The organism is Paraburkholderia sp. GAS42 (genome assembly GCF_050436565.1).
Taxonomy (GTDB): Bacteria; Pseudomonadota; Gammaproteobacteria; order Burkholderiales; family Burkholderiaceae; genus Paraburkholderia.
Genome location: NZ_JBNDML010000002.1, coordinates 357,778 through 373,492, shown reverse-complemented (window position 1 = coordinate 373,492; position 15,715 = coordinate 357,778). Strand labels below are relative to the sequence as shown.

Annotated in this window: 12 protein-coding genes; 4 read left to right on the top strand and 8 right to left on the bottom strand. The window is 61.6% G+C overall.

Features of this window, described 5'->3' with window-relative positions:
- Positions 1-2 precede the first annotated feature (2 nt).
- From P3T16_RS04295 to xylA, 5 genes are all read right to left on the bottom strand, one after another.
- The gene (locus P3T16_RS04295) at positions 3-1,202 is read right to left on the bottom strand and encodes a sugar ABC transporter permease (protein WP_429341292.1); all 1,200 of its coding nucleotides are present in this window, start codon (positions 1,200-1,202) and stop codon (positions 3-5) included.
- Positions 1,199-2,764 (bottom strand): D-xylose ABC transporter ATP-binding protein, encoded by a 1,566-nt coding sequence (gene xylG, locus P3T16_RS04290; protein ID WP_429341291.1) that lies wholly within the window; start codon positions 2,762-2,764, stop codon positions 1,199-1,201. The genes P3T16_RS04295 and xylG overlap by 4 nt, the downstream gene beginning before the upstream one ends.
- Before the next feature lie 81 nt (positions 2,765-2,845).
- Positions 2,846-3,874 (bottom strand): D-xylose ABC transporter substrate-binding protein, encoded by a 1,029-nt coding sequence (gene xylF, locus P3T16_RS04285; protein ID WP_429341290.1) that lies wholly within the window; start codon positions 3,872-3,874, stop codon positions 2,846-2,848.
- 146 nt (positions 3,875-4,020) lie between these two features.
- Positions 4,021-5,499 (bottom strand): xylulokinase, encoded by a 1,479-nt coding sequence (xylB, locus tag P3T16_RS04280; RefSeq protein WP_429341289.1) that lies wholly within the window; start codon positions 5,497-5,499, stop codon positions 4,021-4,023.
- Between the two features lie 112 nt (positions 5,500-5,611).
- Positions 5,612-6,934: a xylose isomerase gene (gene xylA, locus P3T16_RS04275; protein ID WP_429341288.1), complete on the bottom strand. Its 1,323-nt coding sequence runs from the start codon at positions 6,932-6,934 to the stop codon at positions 5,612-5,614.
- 280 nt (positions 6,935-7,214) lie between these two features.
- On the opposite strand from xylA, the gene P3T16_RS04270 reads away from it, so the two are divergent.
- Positions 7,215-8,417, top strand: coding sequence for a XylR family transcriptional regulator (locus P3T16_RS04270; protein ID WP_429341287.1), 1,203 nt, complete (start codon positions 7,215-7,217; stop codon positions 8,415-8,417).
- Between the two features lie 37 nt (positions 8,418-8,454).
- Complete coding sequence (locus tag P3T16_RS04265; protein WP_429341286.1) at positions 8,455-9,528, top strand: aldose epimerase family protein; 1,074 nt, start codon at positions 8,455-8,457, stop codon at positions 9,526-9,528.
- An 87-nt stretch (positions 9,529-9,615) separates the two neighbouring features.
- Here the strand turns inward: P3T16_RS04265 and P3T16_RS04260 are convergent, their stop codons facing one another.
- Both P3T16_RS04260 and P3T16_RS04255 read right to left on the bottom strand, forming a co-directional pair.
- Entirely contained in the window at positions 9,616-10,242 is a 627-nt protein-coding gene (locus P3T16_RS04260; RefSeq protein WP_429341285.1) for a LysE family translocator, read from the bottom strand.
- A 146-nt stretch (positions 10,243-10,388) separates the two neighbouring features.
- Positions 10,389-11,924 carry a DHA2 family efflux MFS transporter permease subunit gene (locus P3T16_RS04255; protein ID WP_429341284.1) on the bottom strand — a complete coding sequence of 512 codons (1,536 nt, stop codon included), beginning with the start codon at positions 11,922-11,924 and terminating at the stop codon, positions 10,389-10,391.
- A 131-nt stretch (positions 11,925-12,055) separates the two neighbouring features.
- Here P3T16_RS04255 and P3T16_RS04250 point away from each other — a divergent pair, with 131 nt between their 5' ends.
- Positions 12,056-12,499: a MarR family winged helix-turn-helix transcriptional regulator gene (locus tag P3T16_RS04250; RefSeq protein WP_429254360.1), complete on the top strand. Its 444-nt coding sequence runs from the start codon at positions 12,056-12,058 to the stop codon at positions 12,497-12,499.
- Positions 12,500-12,531: 32 nt separating this feature from the next.
- Here P3T16_RS04250 and P3T16_RS04245 read toward each other — a convergent pair whose 3' ends face one another.
- Positions 12,532-14,034 (bottom strand): diguanylate cyclase, encoded by a 1,503-nt coding sequence (locus tag P3T16_RS04245; protein ID WP_429341283.1) that lies wholly within the window; start codon positions 14,032-14,034, stop codon positions 12,532-12,534.
- A gap of 260 nt (positions 14,035-14,294) precedes the next feature.
- Between P3T16_RS04245 and P3T16_RS04240 the strand changes: the two genes are divergently transcribed.
- A complete protein-coding gene (locus P3T16_RS04240; RefSeq protein WP_429341282.1) occupies positions 14,295-15,704 on the top strand; it encodes an HdeD family acid-resistance protein in 1,410 nt (469 codons plus the stop codon).
- Positions 15,705-15,715: the final 11 nt, after the last annotated feature.

Below are 15,715 nucleotides of genomic sequence, written 5' to 3'. Positions count from 1 at the left end.
CGCTATCGACGGTTCGATCCCGAGACCACGTCGATCCACACGGCCAGCACGAGAATGCCGCCCTTGACGATCATCTGCCAGTAGGCGTCGACGTCCAGCATTGACATGCCGTTATCGAGGCTCGCCATCACGAGCGCGCCGATCAGCGCGCCATACACCGTGCCCGAGCCACCGCGCATCGAGGTGCCGCCGATAAAGCATGCCGCGATCGCATCGAGTTCGCCCATCGATCCCGCCGACGGCGAACCCGCCGCAAGCCGCGCCGTGTTGACGATGCCGCCGAATGCGCACATCAGCCCCATCAACGCAAAGATCGCGAGCTTCACGCGGTCGGTGTTGACGCCCGAAAGCCGCGTCGCTTCCAGGTTTGAGCCGACCGCATAGATACGTCGGCCGAAAACGGTTTGCGTCGCGATCCACGTGAAGATGGCCAGCAGCGCGAGCAGCAACAACACCGGCACTGGAATGCCGCCGTAACGGTCCAGCGTGGCGACGAACGCTAAAAGAATCGCGCCCGCACCGACGATCTTCGCGACGTCCTGCCACACAGGCACAACCGGCAGTTCATAACGCTGCCGGTTACGCCGCTGACGCACCGTCAACAACGCAAGCAGCGCAAACAGCACGACGGCAAGCGCATCCCCGGCAATTCGCGGCAGATAGCCCTGCCCGATAAACACGAGACCATCGGACACCGGCGCGACGGTTGAGCCACCCGTCACGCCAAGCAATATCCCACGATACGCAAGCATGCCACCAAGGCCAACGATAAACGACGGCACACGTCGATACGTCGACCACCAGCCGTTGAACATGCCGACCAGCACGCCGAGCAGCATCACCACCGGCACGGTTACAGCGAGCGGCCAGTGATGGTTCACATCGAGTATGGCCGCGACGCCGCCGAGCAATCCGAGCAGCGAGCCCACCGACAGATCGATTTCGCCCGCGATGATGACGAACACCATCCCGCATGCAAGCATGCCGGTGATCGACATCTGTCGCAGCAGGTTCGACAGATTGCGCGGTGTGACAAAAGCGCCGTGCGTCAGGAACGAAAAGAAAATCCAGATTGCGGCGACGGCAAGCAGCAGCGCAAGAATCTTGTAGCGCGAGAACAGTTGCTGAAAGCGCTGCGCGCCGCCATACGAGGCCGACGAACCTGCGTCGCCTGGGCCGTGGGAAGTGACGTCGGGAGTCATGCGGCACTCGCTCCGGTTTGGGTCATGGAAGGATTCACAGGGTTCAGCGCGGCCGTGAGGATGTGTTCCTGCGTCAGCGTCTGGCCATCGTTGATGAAGTCGCCGCGCACCTCGCCTTCGCCGATCACGAGCACGCGGTCGCTGATGCCAAGCACTTCCGGCAATTCCGACGACACCATCACGATCGCCATGCCCCGCTGCGCCAGCTGAAAAATCAGCTTGTAGATTTCGTATTTGGCGCCGACATCGACGCCGCGTGTCGGCTCGTCGAGAATCAGCACCTTGGGGTTGGTCAGCAGCATCTTTGTCAGCACCGCTTTTTGCTGGTTGCCGCCGGAGAGGCTCGAAATCGACAGCATCGGATGCGCGGCACGAATCGACAGCCGGCGTATCTCCGTGTGAATCGTGTCGAGTTCAGCAGCCGCGTCGATGCGGCCACCTTTGGCGAAACGTTGCAACACCGCAAGCGTGATGTTGTGCCCGACGCCGAGCTGCGGAACGATGCCGTGACGCTTGCGGTCTTCAGGCACCATCGCAATGCCGGCCTGAATGGCATCGATCGGCGCACGAATTCTGAGCGGCTTGCCTTCGAGCATCACGGAGGCCGTGCTCGTACCGGGATACGCGCCGAACACTGCCTGCATCAACTCCGTGCGCCCTGCTCCCACCAGGCCGGCGACACCCAGTATCTCGCCGCGCCGCAGCGCGAACGACACATTGTTGACGCGCCTGCGGCGTGGATTCGTCACGTCGAAACACGTGACGTTGCGCGCTTCGAAAATGACATCGCCCACTTCATGCGGTTCGCGGGGGAACAGATTCTTGATCTCGCGACCCACCATCATCGCGATGATGCGTTCGGTTGTGAGCCCGCGCATCGGTTCCGTTGCAACGTGTTTTCCGTCGCGGATAACGGAGATCGTGTCGCACACTGCTTCGACTTCGTCGAGCTTGTGCGAGATGTACACACACGCAACGCCGCGTTTCTTAAGGTCGCGCACGATGTTAAGCAAAATGCGCGTTTCCGATGCCGTCAGCGAAGACGAAGGTTCGTCAAGAATCAGCAGCCTGGCGCGCTTGTTGAGCGCCTTGGCAATTTCGATCAGCTGCTGGTGACCGCCGCCGTAGTTCATCACCGGCTGCGCGACGTTGATGCCTGTGATATCGAGTTCGCGCAGCAGTTCATCGGCGCGACGATACATCGCCGCATAGTTCATGCGGCCACCGGGCAACGTGATCTCGTTGCCGAGAAAGATGTTCTCGGCCACCGAAAGCTCCGGCACGAGCATCAGTTCCTGGTGAATGATGACGATGCCCGCGCGCTCCGTGTCACGCACGTTTGCCGCTTTAAGCGGTCGACCTTCCCAGAGGATCTCGCCGTCCCACGTGCCGTGCGGATACACACCCGAGAGCACCTTCATCAGCGTCGATTTTCCCGCGCCGTTTTCACCGCACAGTCCGACACATTCGCCCGGGGACACAGCAAGATCGATGCCGTCCAGCGCCTTGACGCCAGAAAACGATTTGACGATACCGCGCATCGTCAGTAAGGGTTGTGCCATTCGCGTCTGCCTCGCTGCAAAGTGCGCGGTCTCCTTCACCTTTAACCGGCAAGATGGAAAAGACCACGCACGTCTTACGTTTTATTGGCTCGCGAGTTGCGACTGGGTGTAGAAACCATCCTTGACGACGACATCGACATTGCTCTTCGTCAGAAGCGTCGGTTGCAGCAGCACCGTGTCGACCTTCTTCTTGCCGTTGTCGTATTGCGAGTTAAAGGCCGGCTTCGTGCCCTTCGCCAGATCCACCGCGAGTTTTGCGGCTTCACCTGCGATGAGCTTAAGCGGTTTGTAGACCGTCATGGTCTGCGTGCCGGCAATCACGCGCTTCACTGCGGCAAGGTCCGCATCCTGGCCCGACACAGGCACCTTGCCCGCCATCTTCTGCGCGGCCAGCGCCTGGATCGCGCCGCCAGCCGTGCCGTCGTTCGAAGCGACGATGGCATCGATCTTGTTGTTATTCGCGGTAAGCGCATCTTCCGTGATGCGAAGCGCCGTCGAAGCGCTCCACTCCGGCACCCACTGCTGACCCACGACCTTGATGTCGCCGCGATCGATGGCCGGCTTCAGGATCTTCAACTGGCCTTCGCGCAACATCTTCGCGTTGTTGTCGGTCGGCGCGCCGCCCAGCAGGAAGTAATTGCCCTTCGGTTGCGCGTTGAATACGCCCTGCGCCTGCATTTCTCCGACCTTTTCGTTATCGAACGAGATGTACGCATCGACATCGGCATCGAGAATCAGTCGGTCATACGATACGACCTTGATGCCCGCTTTCTTCGCTTCGGCCACTACGTTGCCTAATGTTTTCGAATTGAACGGCACGATGACGATCACATCGACACCCCGTGAGATCAGGTTTTCGATCTGCGCAATCTGACGTTCTTCGCTTGCATCGGCGGATTGCACCGATACCTTGGCACCGAGCTTCTGTGCAGCTGCCACAAAATAATCGCGATCGCGCGACCAGCGTTCGACACGCAGATCGTCGATACAGAAGCCGATTTCAGGGTTGTCCTTGCCCGCGTGCGCTAGCGGCGCGACAACGGACAGGCTGGCTACCATCGCTCCACACAAGAGCGAACCGAGTACGGAACGGCGCGTTTTGAATTTCATGTCTCACTCCTCGTTATGATCGTTTCATGCTGCATCAGATGGCACGCGCGGGAAGACCGCGCGACCGGGCAAATGACAACAAAGGGACTACCTCTTCGCGTCGCGGCTACGCTGGCCGCGACCATCGATCTGCGTCTTCCGGTCCGCTAGGGACTGGTCGCAAACACGGGTTCGAGCGCGCGATACAGCGCGTGAAAAGTGGGACGACGCTCGTCGCGATACCACGCGTGGCGTGTCGCATCCGGCTCGCGAACCGCGACCACTTCAGGCGTGGGACAAACCGCTTCGAGTAACGCAGACGGTTCGACGGCCAGATGCGCGAGGCGCGCAGCGCCGAGCGCGGGGCCGACCTCGCCGCCTGAGCGCAATGTCAACGGACGGCCGGCGATATCGGCGAGCATTTGCGTCCAGTACGCGCTGCGCGAACCGCCGCCGATCACTGTGATTTCGTCGGGCACGAGCCCCGCTGCATGCAAAGCGTCCATGCCGTCGAGCAGCGCAAGGCCGACACCTTCGAGCGTCGCGTTAGCAAGATCGGCGCGCGTCGTTTCCGGCGTCATGCCGTAAAAGACGCCCTTTGCGTTGACGTTGTTGTGAGGCGTGCGCTCGCCCGTCAGATACGGCAGGAACCACGCGCGACGGCTGCCGGCGTTTGCCTCGGCGTCCGCCAGCAACGCCGGCACATCCGCATACCCCGTAAGACGCGCGCAAAAGTCGATACATCCCGCCGCGTTAAGCATCACCGACATCATGTGCCACGTCTGAGGCAACGCATGACAGAAGCTGTGTACCGCCGACGCGGGATTCGCCAGAAAGCCATCCGATACCGCGAAATACACGCCTGACGTGCCGAGCGAAAGCATGGCCTGCCTAGGCTTGACGATACCGACGCCGACCGCGCCCGCCGCGTTATCACCGCCGCCCGCAACAACCGGAATCCCGCTCAATCCCCAGTCACGCGCGAGTTCCGGCTTTAGCGTGCCTGTCATGCGGTTGCCTTCGAATACCTTTGGCATCTGCGCGCGGGTCAAGCCGCAAGCGTCAAGTAACGCGTCGCTATAGTCGCGCCTCGCGACATCGAGCCATAACGTGCCGGCAGCATCCGATGGATCGGTCGCGAAGTCGCCAGTCAGCCGGTAACGCAGATAATCTTTCGGTAACAGCACCTGAGCGATGCGCGCGAAGACGTCGGGTTCATGCTTGCGTACCCAAAGCAGCTTGGGTGCGGTAAACCCGGGCATCGCCAGATTGCCAGCGATCGCATGCAATTGCGGAACCGCAGCTTCGAGTTCGATGCATTCGGCGTCCGAGCGTCCGTCATTCCACAGGATCGCCGGACGCAGTACGTCGCCTTGCGCGTCAAGCAGCGTCGCGCCATGCATCTGTCCAGTAAGGCCGATCGCTTCGATGCGCGCCGTGTCGATGCCTTCCACGCGAACCTGCGCAAGCAGATCGCCGATTGCGGCCGTTGTGGCGCTCCACCAGTCTTCAGGCGACTGCTCCGACCAGCGCGGATGCGGGCGGCTGACAGTGAGCGCTTGTCCCGCCGTAGAGCGCACGCGTCCGTCACGATCGAGCAGCACGGCCTTGACGCCCGACGTGCCAAGGTCAATACCGATGAACATTGTCTCCATCCTTTTTTCGCGCAAGTGTGCGCCTTGCCGACCCGTCATTCATTGTGAATTTGACGGGTCGCGCTAACGTTTTTTAGCGGCTTTGAAAGCGCATGCGATCTGTTTAGCGGGGCCCGTAAATCGCCTCATTCACGATGTTCTCAAGCCGCTCCTGGTGGCCGCTGACATGCTGCGGATTCACGCCGCGAGCAGCCGCATCCGTTGCCAGCGTCGACAGCGAATACCCACCCGACAGGATCTTGCGGCCAAATTCCGTGTCCCAGCCCGCGTAACGCTGCTGACGGAATTTCTGCAGCCGGTCGTTCTCGACCAGCACCGCGGCACGTTCCAGCGCGAGCGCCAGCACATCGATCGCACCGACGTGGCCATAGAACAGGTCTTCTGCATCGACGCTCTGCCGCCGTACTTTGGCGTCGAAGTTCATGCCGCCCGTCGTAAAGCCGCCATGACGCAGGATTTCGTAGAGCGCGAGCGTCATTTCCTCGACGCTGTTCGGAAACTGGTCCGTATCCCAGCCGTTTTGCTGATCACCGCGATTCGCGTCGAGACTGCCGAATATGCCGAGCGCAAACGCCGTTGCGATCTCGTGATGAAACGAGTGCCCGGCGAGCGTCGCGTGATTGGCTTCGATATTCACGCGAATCTCATCCTGCAGGCCGTATTGGCGCAGGAGGCCGTGTACGGTCGCGACGTCGTAGTCGTATTGATGTTTCGTCGGCTCCTGCGGCTTCGGTTCGATCAGCAGCGCGCCCTTGAAGCCAATCCGATGCTTGTGCTCGATCACCATGTTCAGGAAGCGCGCAAACTGGTCGCGCTCGCGAACGAGATCGGTGTTGAGCAGCGTGTCATAGCCTTCACGGCCGCCCCACAGCACATAGTTGTCGCCACCGAGCTTGAGCGTCGCGTCGAGCGCGTGACATACCTGCGTTGCAGCATAGGCAAACACTTCAGGATTCGGGCTCGTTGCCGCACCCGCCGCATAGCGCGGATGCGAAAACAGGTTCGCCGTACCCCACAGCAGCTTCATGCCGGTGTCCTGCTGCTTGCGCGCGAGATAGTCGCTCATGCGCGAGAAATTCTCGACGTAGTGTTTGAGGCTCGTGCCTTCCGGCGCAACGTCGGTGTCATGGAACGTGTAGTACGGCACGCCAAGCTTTGTGAAAAACTCGAATGCTTCATCCGCCTTCTGCTGCGCACGCTCCATCGCATCGCCTGGTTGCTGCCACGGGCGCTTGAACGTGCCCTGCCCGAAGATGTCGGTGCCCGGCCACACGAACGTGTGCCAGTAACAGACGGCAACCCGCAGATGCTCTTCCATCGTCTTGCCGAGCACCTCTTTTTTCCGGTCGTAATGCCGGTAAGCGAGCGGATTGTCTGATTGCGGACCTTCATATTGCACTGCGGGAATGTGTTCGAAAAAGGACATGGTGTCTCCTGATGTCATGTTGCGCCGCAACCGGAATTGCCCGTCACATCGGGCCGGTTGATGCAGGGGTGACGCCATGCTGCCGTGCGCGACACAGCCCGGCAATTGCGAAATTGCGCAGCTTGTGTGATGTTTCTCGCGGGTAACGTGAATCGGTCGCCCAGGCGCGGGTTTCCGGGCCTAAAATAACCGGACACTTAAAACCGGCGCGGGCCTGGCCGCCGTGCCCAACAGGAGACAATGGTTGGCGAATGTCGTTACATCGCACGCCATCCGAGTGATGACCCGAGCCCTGACACCCCAGAAGACTCACCGCATCGCGCTCCTGTTCAATGCGAACAAGGTGTATGACCGCGAGATCATTACGGGCATCGGCAACTATCTGCTGTCGACGCGCGTCGCCTGGGACCTGTTCCTCGAAGACGATTTTCGCTGCCGGCTGGCGGGCATCGAGCGGTTCGACGGCGACGGCATCATCGCGGATTTCGACGATCCCGCCGTTTGCGAGGCCCTAAGCGACTGTGCGCTGCCAGTCGTCGCCGTCGGCTCATCGTATGAAGACGCGACGCAGTATCCACCTGGCCTTCCCTATATCGCGACCGATAACGCCAAGCTCGTTTCGCTTGCATTCACGCATCTGATTGGAGCAGGCCTGCAGCGTTTCGCGTTCTACAGCCTGCCCGAAGCCCCCGAGAACCGCTGGGCGCAGCAGCGCGAACTCGCGTTCACGCATCTGCTCGATGCGGAAGGCCTCGATATCGAGATCTATCGCGGCCTGCCGACAAGCGCACCGGTCTGGAATCAGGCAAGCGAGCAACTCGCGGCGTGGCTCAAGGAATTGCCCAAGCCCATCGGCATCATTGCCGTTACCGACGCGCGCGCACGACATCTGTTGCAGGCGTGTTTGATGGCCGGCATCTCCGTGCCGGAGGAAGTCGCGATCATCGGCATCGACAACGATCCGCTGACGCGTACGCTCACGCGTATTCCACTCTCTTCGGTGATTCAGGGCACCGAGGAGATGGGCCGTACCGCTGCGCATCTCTTGCATCAGATGCTGCATGGTGCGCGTTTTCCGGGACGTCGCATCCTGGTGCCGCCTGTCGGCATCAATGTGCTTGAATCGACAAAGCATCAACCGCTTTCGAGTCCGTACGTGATGCGCGCACGGCACTTCATCCGCCAATACGCCTGTCAGGGCATCCGTACCGAACAGGTCGCCGATTATGTCGGCGTATCACGCTCATCGCTTGAAGAGTATTTCCGCCGCGAGTTGCAGTGCACCGTGCATCAGGAAATCCTGCGTCACAAACTCGATGCCGCTAAAACCATGCTTGCGAAGCGCGACGCGTCGAGCGCGGAAGTCGCGATCCGCTGCGGGTTCACGTCACTGCAATACATGTACGCGGTGTTTCGTCGCGAACTCGGCTGCACGCCGCGCGAGTATCAGGAACGCGCGAAGTCGTCGGCTGCGCCGGGTTGATTCCGGGTTGTACCCCCACCTCACATTTTTCGACGACATGATCAATAGCGCCCATCTTTCTTCCGCCTCATGGGGCACGCTCGCGAGCGGCGACCCTGTGCAGCTCTTCACGCTGCGCAACGCACATGGCATGAAGGTCGCGATCAGCGATCTCGGGGCGACGCTTGTCTCGTGGCACGCGCCCGATCGCACAGGACGTCTGGACGATATCCTGCTCGGCCACGACACGCCCGCCGAATACTTCGCGGCCTCGACGTATATGGGCGCGCTGGTTGGCCGCTGGGCAAACCGTATCGCGCATGCGCGCTTCACGCTCGACGGCATCGAATACACACTCGATCGCAATGACGGCCCTAATCTGCTGCACGGCGGCGCAGCGGGATTCCACCGGGCGATGTGGGACGTCAGCGAAGATAATGGCGCGCTCGTCATGCGGCTTGAATCCGCGGAAGGTGACGCGGGCTTTCCGGGCAACGTGACGGTTCAGGTGCGCTACACGCTCGACGACGACGGCACGCTCGCCATCGACTACGAAGCGGTTTCGGATGCACCCACGCCGCTCAACCTCACGAGTCACCCGTATTTCAATCTGACGGGCCAGCCGGATACCGACATTCGCGGCCACGTGATGACGATCGAGGCCGACACGTTCTTCGAAGTGGACACGGAGCTGATCCCCAGCCGTCGCGCGGAAGTGGCCGGCAATGCCTTCGACTTCCGGCAGAGCGCGCCGGTCGGCGCACGGCTCGACTGGCCGCATGCGCAGCTTGCACGCGCCGGCGGCTTCGATCATTGCTACGTGCTGGACGATATGCCCGCGCCCGAGGCAACGTTGCGTCCGGTACGCCAGGTGGCGCGCGTGTACGAACCAGGCAGCGGCCGCGAGCTCACCGTCTCGACCGATGAACGCGGTCTGCAGTTCTACACGGGCAACTATGTGGAAGGTATCGTGGGTCGCAATGGCGCGGTGTATCGCAAGCACGCCGGGCTGTGTCTCGAGCCCGGCGCGTTCCCGAACCAGATCAACATGGAAGAAAGCGAGCGCGAGCGTGTGGTGTTGCGTCCTGGCGAGGTTTACCGGCAGGCCACACGCTATCGCGTAGGCGTTTAGCAGACGTTAGGCGTGGTTCAAGACGATCGCTTCGGCATTTCCTGGCAACTGATGCTGGCCGATGGTTAATCTGCGAGCCGCGGGCGGTTAGCGATGCTGCGTCGCCACCTTCAGTCCGAGCGAAATGAAGATCGTGCCGACGATCTTGCCCTGCCAGCGGCTTAACCACGACAGACGCTTCACGAGCTTTCCGAGCGGACGGATAGTCAGCACGATGGCCGTCGTATAAGCCGCGCTCAAGCCCACAAAGATCAGCCCGAGCACCGTGAACTGCACGAACGACGAGCCATGCTCCGGGTGCACGAACTGCGGCAGAAACGCGAGAAAGAAGAGCGCGGTCTTCGGGTTCAGCACTTCCGCGGGGATCGCCTGAAAGAAAGCGCGTGAGGGCGTGACGGCCGCCACTTTCGGCAGCGTCGGGTCTGACGGCTTTTCCATCAGCGCGCGCACGCCGAGATAGACGAGGTAAGCGGCACCCACCAGTTTGACGACGTTAAACGCGAGTGCCGATGTCATCAGCAGCGCGGACAGTCCGACCGACGCACACAGCGTGTGAACGAAATCGCCGCTTGCAATGCCAAGCCCGGTGAGAATGCCGGTCTTGCGACCACCCTGCACGGTGCGGGTCAAGACCAGCAGCACGGCCGGCCCGGGAATCAGGAACAGGCCGAGCACCACGGCTACGAAGGTGCTGAGGGTCGTCAGGTCGAACATGGTGTCTCCTGCCTGGGGCGCGCGTGGCGCCTGGTATCGGTCGATTCAGTGCGCGCGGACCGGGACCGGCTCCAGATCGCGCACAACCCGGTCAATATACCGGGATTGACCCGATCGCGCCTGACCCGCTAAAGGTGCGTGCGCGCTCAATCCATCGCTACATGGGCCATTGCACCTGCCGGCGCCTTCGCAGGACGGATCAGCAGAATCAGCGGCACGACCAGCAGCGTCGCAACAAACATCAGCTTGAAGTCGTTCAGATACGCGATCATTGAAGCCTGCTGGTTGATCATCTGGTCCAGCACCGCCATGTTGTAGTTCGAACCACTGTCGAGCATCGGCCGGACCGCGGGATTGAATACCGTGACGTTCGCCGCAAGGCCGGCGTGCGCGACCTGCGTATTACGCGTCACCAGCGTCTGCACGATCGAAATGCCAATACTGCTGCCGATATTGCGCGCGAGGCTATATGTTGCAGTGCCGTCCGCGCGAAGGCTGGCTGTGAGCGTCGAGAATGCCAGTGCGCTCAGCGGCACGAACACGAGGCCGAGCCCAAAGCCCTGAATCACGCCCGGCCAGATGATGTCGGACGCCGATAGCACGATCGTGTAGTGCATCATCTGCCACAGCGCAAACGCCGAAATCAGGAAGCCTGCCAGTAGAAGCACGCGCGCGTCCACGCGTTTGAGCAGCCGGCCAGCAAACAGCATCGCGATCATCGTACCGGCGCCGCTCGGCGCCGTCACAAGGCCCGTCGTTGCGACCGGATAGTTCATCAGGTTCTGCAACATCGGCGGCAGCAACGCACGCGTCGCGTACATCACCGCGCCGATCACGAAGATGAAGCACGTACCTGTGGCGAAATTGCGGTCCTTCAGCAACTCGTAGCGAAAGAACGACTTTGCGCCAGCCGTCGCGGTGTGCACGAGAAAGAATGCGAAGCTGAGTGCAGCCAGTAGCGCCTCGATACGAATTTCCAGCGAGCCGAACCAGTCGAGTTGTTCACCGCGATCGAGCATCGCCTGAAACGCGCCGATCGCAAGGCTCAACGTCGCGAAGCCGAACGCATCGAATTTCGCATCGTGTTCTGCAGGCCGCGAAGGTAAAAACGTCAAGACGCCAAAGAGCGCGAACGCGCCGATCGGCACGTTGATAAAGAATACCCAGCGCCAGTTATAGCTGTCGGTGAGCCATCCCCCGAGCGTCGGCCCGAGAATCGGCCCCACCATCACGCCCATGCCCCACACCGCCATCGCCTGCCCCTGCTTCTCGCGTGGATTGATGTCGAGCAGGATCGATTGCGACAGCGGCACCAGCGACGCGCCAAAAATGCCCTGCAACAGCCGCGACCCGACAATCTGCGTCAACGTTTCGGATAGCCCGCACAACGCCGAAGCCACCGTGAAGCCCGCAATCGACAGCGCCAGCAGCCGCTTCACGCTGAGGCGGTCGGACAGCCAGCCGGTCAGCGGCGTGGCGATCGCCGCCGCAACGATGTACGACGTCAGCACCCATGTAATTTCATCCTGCGACGCGGACAGCGTGCCCTGCATATGAGGCAGCGCAACGTTGGCGATCGTGCTGTCGAGCGTCTGGATGAGCGTCGCGAGCATGATCGAGATCGTGATCATGGGCCGGTTGAGCGGTTCGGCGGCGCTGTCCGGATGTGTTTCAGATGACATGAGGAGGAATCACACGAAGCGTCATAAATAGTAAGCATGCTTATTATATAGATCGCCGTCTGCCTCGCAATGGGTAGAGACGATAGCTCCGCGCGCCGCTTTGATGCCGCAAGCTTTCGTATAATTGGCCGATGAAAACCCCATTTGAACAGCGCTTTGGCTTTCTGGTGTCGGATGTCGGGCGCCTTGCTGGCAAGCGCTTCGACGACCTCGCGAAGTCGTCGATCGATCTCACGCGCGCCCAGTGCCGCGCGCTCGCCTACCTGTCGCATTACGGCGACGTCAATCAGGCGCGACTCGCCGATCTGCTTGAAGTCGCACCCATTTCGGCGGGGCGCCTGCTCGACCGGATGGCGGAAGGCGGCTGGATCGAGCGTTCGATGAATCCGCAGGATCGCCGCGAACGGCAGATCCGGATGACCGAAAAGGCGGAACAGACGCTCGGCAGGGCGCGCATCGTGGGCGATGAGGTTGCGGCCGAAGCGTTAAACGGCTTTAGCGATGAGGAAGCGCAGCAGCTTATTTCACTGCTGCAAAGGGTGCGCAACAACCTGAGTACGATCGTCGACAGTTGAGCGGGCGGGCTCGCCGATGCCAGGGCTCAGGCTCACGCCAGAATGGTCGCGGATATCGTGTTGCGACCCGAGGCTTTCGCGGTGTAAAGCGCTTCGTCGGCGGCCCGGATGACGTGGTAGACGGTATCGGTTTTCTTGCCCTGCCACGTCGCGACGCCGATGCTTACCGTGAGGCGCCCCTGCTGGCTCGTCGCGTGTTCGACCCCGAGCGCCGCCACTTTCATGCGAATGGTCTCCGCCACGCCGAGTGCACCGGGCCCGGACGTATCCGGCAACACGATCACGAATTCCTCGCCGCCGTAGCGCGCCGCGCTGTCGCCGGGGCGACGGATATTGGCCGAGATGCAGCGCGCAACCGCCGCGAGTGCGTCGTCGCCGGCCTGATGGCCATATGCGTCGTTATAGGCCTTGAAGTAATCCACATCGACGAAGAGTATCGACAGCGATTCCTTCGAGCGTCGTGCACGCTGCCATTCGCGGGCCAGCAGATCATCAAGGGCGCGGCGGTTGTTCAGGCCGGTCAGGCTGTCGGTTCGCGACAGCATCGTCAGCATCAGTTCCGCCTGCGCTTTCTTTGCAAGCGACGACGCCAGCAGCACCGACAGTCCGATAAACGTCAGGCCGAACACGGTCATCAGAATCGCGATCCGGGCGGCCCGTCCCTTCCACGCCTCGTAAATGTCGGCCTCGGCGGGCGCCACTTCCATGATCAGCGGCAGACCGGTCAGCCGTTTGTATGTGTAGACGCGACGGATACCGTCGATCGACGCCTGATCGACAAACTGCCCTTCGGGCTGCGCGATCATCCGCTCGAACGGACCGGTTCCATTCAGATCGCGCCCAATGATCTTCGGGTCGTAAGGCGCGCGCATGATCAACTGCCCGTTCGCGTGAATAAGCGCCATCGTGCTGTGCGGGCCGAGCTGAAGGCCAGACAGCAACCGCCGGAAATACTCGAGCCGGACCGCGCCGACTACGACGCCGGCAAACGAACCATCGGGATTATTGATGCGACGGCTTAGCGCAATGCTTGGGTCGCCGCCGCGCAAACGCGATTCGTACGGCGGGCTCAGATAAAGGCCTACGTCAGGGTTATCGCGGTGGACGGTGAAATAGTTTCGGTCGGCAAAGTTGCCCCGACGCGGAATCTCCGAGCCTGAATCGATGATGACGTTGCCCGCCCTGTCGAGCACGAGCATCGAACCCAGGTCTTTGGCGGTGGCGGCACGGTCGAACAACAGCTCGTTGCGTAGCTGATCCGGCAACGACATGACATCGGGCTGACGGACGTTATCGACCACTGCCTGCAACGAGAGATCGTAAAGTTCGACGTTGCGCGCGATGTCGCGCTCGATCACGAGCAGTGTGTTGCGCGAGGATTCAGTCGCATGCGCGAGCGCATCCTGACGACCTTCATACAGCAGAACGGCGCAGATGCCCAGCATGCCGAGCGCCGTCACTACGCCGCCCGCGATCACCATCCGCGGCGAACCGATGAGCGTCTGCAGACGACGGAATAGATGGCTGATCTGCATCAGGCGCGATTCGCGATCCTATGACGATTCAAGTTGTGGCTTGCAAAACGTCTCCGTGAATGAGGATAGCAGATGCGACGACCGGCGACCCGGCCCCTCCGGCCTGACGATGATCGTGGCGGCCACCCACATTTGTTCTCGCTGAACCGAACCGCTAATATCAAGCGAAGACTTGATCCGGCCTTACCTGACGTCGCCATGTGAATACAGGGCGCCCGCGTGTACTGTCCCGCAACTGACACGGTTTCTGGAGGATTGCGATGGTTCGTCTGGTGATGATCCTGCTGGGTGTCGACTATCTGCGCACACGCTGGCGGCCATTGATGATGATGGGCTGGATCAGCGTGATCGTCGGCGTCGTCGTCTTCATCGACGCACTCGACAACGCGCTGTATTTCCCGATCACGCCGTTTGCGCTTCTTTTATTGCTGGAAGGGCTGGCAACGCTGGCCGTCGCATGGACCGGCATGGGCGGCCAGCGCACGCTGCGCTATGTGAAGGGCACGGCGTTCAGCGTCGCTGCCCTGCTGATTCTGGCCGGCCATCACCACGGCAATTTCATCCTCTCGATGATTTTCGGCACGCTCTTTCTCGCCGACGGCCTGCTGCAGATCGTCTCCGCGAAAGTCGTGCGCTATCGCACGTGGCGTCTTGCGATAGCGGGCGGCATCGTCGAAATCGCGCTTGCGATCTTTTTCTATCAGCCGTTTCCCACCTGGTATGTGGGTACGGTGCCATATTGCCTTGGGCTCGGCCTGATATTCGCCGGCTGGAACATGATCCTGCTTGCCTCACGCGTGCGGCGACTCGCGGCAAATCCGGCCGTTGAACGCGAAGCTGCCGCACAGGTGGCGAGCGCGACACCGGTCGAGCGGCAGAAGCACCGTGTCGTCGAATGGGATGGGCCGCCCGCGCCCGACGAGCCCGCGCTGACCGTGCACGTGTGGACGCCCGTCGGGTCGTCGAAGTCGGAAGCGCGGCGTCAGTTGATCGTCGACCGCTATATCGCCGCGGTGGATCGCAACGGCGTGATCTCGACCGGCCACGCCGCGCTCGAATCACCCGAAGGCATCTATATCAGCCTGTATCCGGGCGTCGAAATCGACCGTTCGCCTGATGACTTCACGCGCATCCTCCGCGCTACGCCCGAGAACGACGTGCCCGGCGTGTTTCAGCCCGACTACGCGACCGAATCGAAAGCATGGTGTCCATCGACGATCCAGGTCCGCATCCGCAATTACGATCCCGAGCGGCTGCGCCGGTTCTGGCAGGCGTACCGGCAGGACGCGACCTACAACCTCACGCACCGTAACTGCTCGAGCACCGTCTCGCGCGCGCTGGAAGCCGCGATCGAAGGCGCGTCGGCCCGGGTGTGGCACCGGAAGGGTGGCTGGCGGCCCTTCGTGCGCGTGCTGACCACACCCGAACTCTGGGTGGCCGCGCAGATCCGCAAACGCGCGACGACGATGGCCTGGACGCCCGGTCTGACGCTCGATTACGCGCGCGCACTCAGCATGCTGGCCGATCCTCGTCCGTCAGGCTGGGTCAAGATGGCGAGGCTCGCACTGCAAAAGATGTACCGCTCGCGGCAGCAGTGGCGTGAAGAGGAAAAAGCAGCGGCCGATGGGCGCAGCGCCGATCCGGCGAGCACGGCCGGCAGCGAGGTCTGAAGCCGTCAGAT